This window comes from Pedobacter sp. 05L430 (assembly GCF_056397585.1).
The window spans coordinates 1-2,468 of the sequence record NZ_JBFTNT010000437.1; the positions used below are offsets into that span (position 1 = coordinate 1).

The following is a 2,468-nucleotide window of genomic DNA, read 5'->3' on the forward strand; positions in this document are numbered from 1 at the left end:
GGAAAAACCACTACCATTTATCTTAAAATAAGTGGATATGAACAGCTTCAGGTTCCCACCACACTGTGCGAAAGCAATATCATTACTGCCAAGAATGCAGATTCGTTTTTGATATTTGGAATTTTTGCCGGGGTATTGGTGGTTATGTTTACCTATAATTTATTCCTATATATTTCAACAAAGGACAATACATACCTGTATTACATCATCAACATTTTATTTATAGGTTTACTTCAGGCAAATTTCCAAGGCTTCCCTTTTAAGTATCTATGGCCGAACAATGTATGGATCTCGTTCCATGCGGTGTACATATTGACACCACTGGCGGCTTTAACAGGATTGGAGTTTATGAAAAAATTCCTCCATACCAAGGAATTCCTACCAAAACTGCATAAATTCTCAAGGGTTTTCTATCTGCTATACTTCATCGCATTTATACTGATGTTTTTGGGAAACATGAACGTATCTTATCAGCTGCTTCAAATGGCGGCCATGTCGGTAGCCTTGTTTATGCTTTTAAATGCAGTTTTAGTTTACGGAAAAGGTTATCGCCCAGCAAAATTCTTTCTAATTGCGTGGAGCATGTTCTTGTTTGGTCTTTGTATTTTTGTGCTTAAAGACTATAATATTTTACCTTACAATACGATCACTTACAACATGATGCCTTTTGGCTCTGCCCTTGAAGTGATCTTGCTATCCTTTGCGCTTGCAGACAAAATCAACATCTTTAAAAAGGAGAAAGAAGATTCACAGGCCGAAGCACTTCGTATATCACTTGAAAATGAGCAATTGATATTGCAACAAAATATTGAATTAGAGAAAAAGGTGAATGAACGGACGCTTGAATTACAGGAGTCTTACCAAACCCTTGAAGTTACTTTAAGCGACTTAAAAGAAGCGCAAAGCCAGCTAGTAGATTCAGAAAAAATGGCTGGATTAGGTCAGCTAACGGCTGGTATAGCACATGAGATCAACAATCCTATTAATTTCGTTACCTCAAACATCAAACCGCTGGAATTGGATATTCTTGACATGGACAGTGTAATCATGATGTACGAGAAACTGGACTTCAATGAAGATCTTAATCCTCAGCTTGCTAAAATTGATTCATTTAAAAAACAAATTGATATAGATTTTGTAAGGGATGAGATCAAGTCCCTATTGTCAGGAATTTCTGAAGGAGCTAAAAGGACTGCTGAAATTATTAAAAGCCTGAAAAACTTTAGCAGACTTGATGAAAATGACACAAAGCCTGTTGACCTGAATGAAGGCCTTGCTTCTACCCTTGTTCTCGTTAAAAATACATTCCCTGATCATCTTGAAGTAATAAAAGATTTTGGAGATATCCCTAAAGTAGAATGTTTACCTGGAAAAATTAACCAGGTCTTCATGAATCTAATCTCTAATGCGATACATGCCATTAAAATGAAAGGCGCCAAAGATGAACCCGGCATTCTGACAATAAGATCATGGCAAGACGGTAACCAAGTGAAAATCAGCATAAAGGATACTGGAACGGGTATGCCAGAGGAAGTAAGGCAAAAAATATTTGAGCCATTCTTTACTACTAAAGATGTTGGCGAGGGAACAGGATTAGGTCTATCTATAGTTTTTAGAATTATAGAAAATCATCATGGAAATATTGATGTTGTAACAAAAGTGAATCAAGGTACCGAATTTATTATTACCTTGCCTATAAACTGAAATTAACACTTTATTTATGAATGCGCCAACAGTACGGGTTCTTTATATTGATGACGAAGAGAACAATTTACACGCTTTTAAAGCAGGCTTTAGAAGACAATATGAGATCTATACTGCTCTTTCAGCTGCCGAGGGTTTAACCATATTGGAAAATGTTTCTGTTCATGTAATTATAGCGGATCAAAAAATGCCGCAAACTACAGGAGTGGAATTTTTCAAAAGCATTATTGAAATCTATCCAGACCCTATAAGAATTTTACTTACTGGTTATACTGACATAGAAGCATTGGCAGATGCCATTAATCATGGCGACATTTACAGATACATCACTAAGCCATGGAATGACTTGGAACTTCATAATTCCATAAAGAACGCTTACGATGCTTACAAAGCCAAAATAGACTTAAGGAATAAAATTGTTGAGTTAGAGAAAACCAATGATGAACTAAATAGGTTTATTTATAGTATTTCTCATGAATTAAGAGCTCCTCTGGTTTCGGCAATGGGTATAGTGAACCTTGTAAAAATGGAGGGTCTTTTTAATTCCAGCGGCGAATACTGGGGCTTAATAGAAACCTGTTCTAATAAACTGGATTACTATATTCAAAAAACATTACAATATTATAAAAACAATAAAACCGTTGCCAAACATACACCTGTAAATTTCTCAACCCTTATAAATGAACTGATTGAGCTTTATTCTTATAGTGATAGAGACACACATTTCCATGTAAACATTAAACAGGATATTCCTTTTCATGGAG

The 2,468-nt window shown here is 35.6% G+C and carries 2 protein-coding genes; both read left to right on the forward strand.

Going from position 1 to position 2,468, the window contains the following annotated elements; translation table 11 throughout:
- On the forward strand, nt 1-1,704 hold a 1,704-nt coding region (locus AC1DG9_RS26065; RefSeq protein ID WP_477635570.1), incomplete at its 5' end, for a 7TM diverse intracellular signaling domain-containing protein.
- Between the two features lie 16 nt (nt 1,705-1,720).
- A partial coding sequence (locus AC1DG9_RS26070) for a response regulator (protein ID WP_477635571.1) occupies nt 1,721-2,468 on the forward strand: 748 nt, incomplete at its 3' end.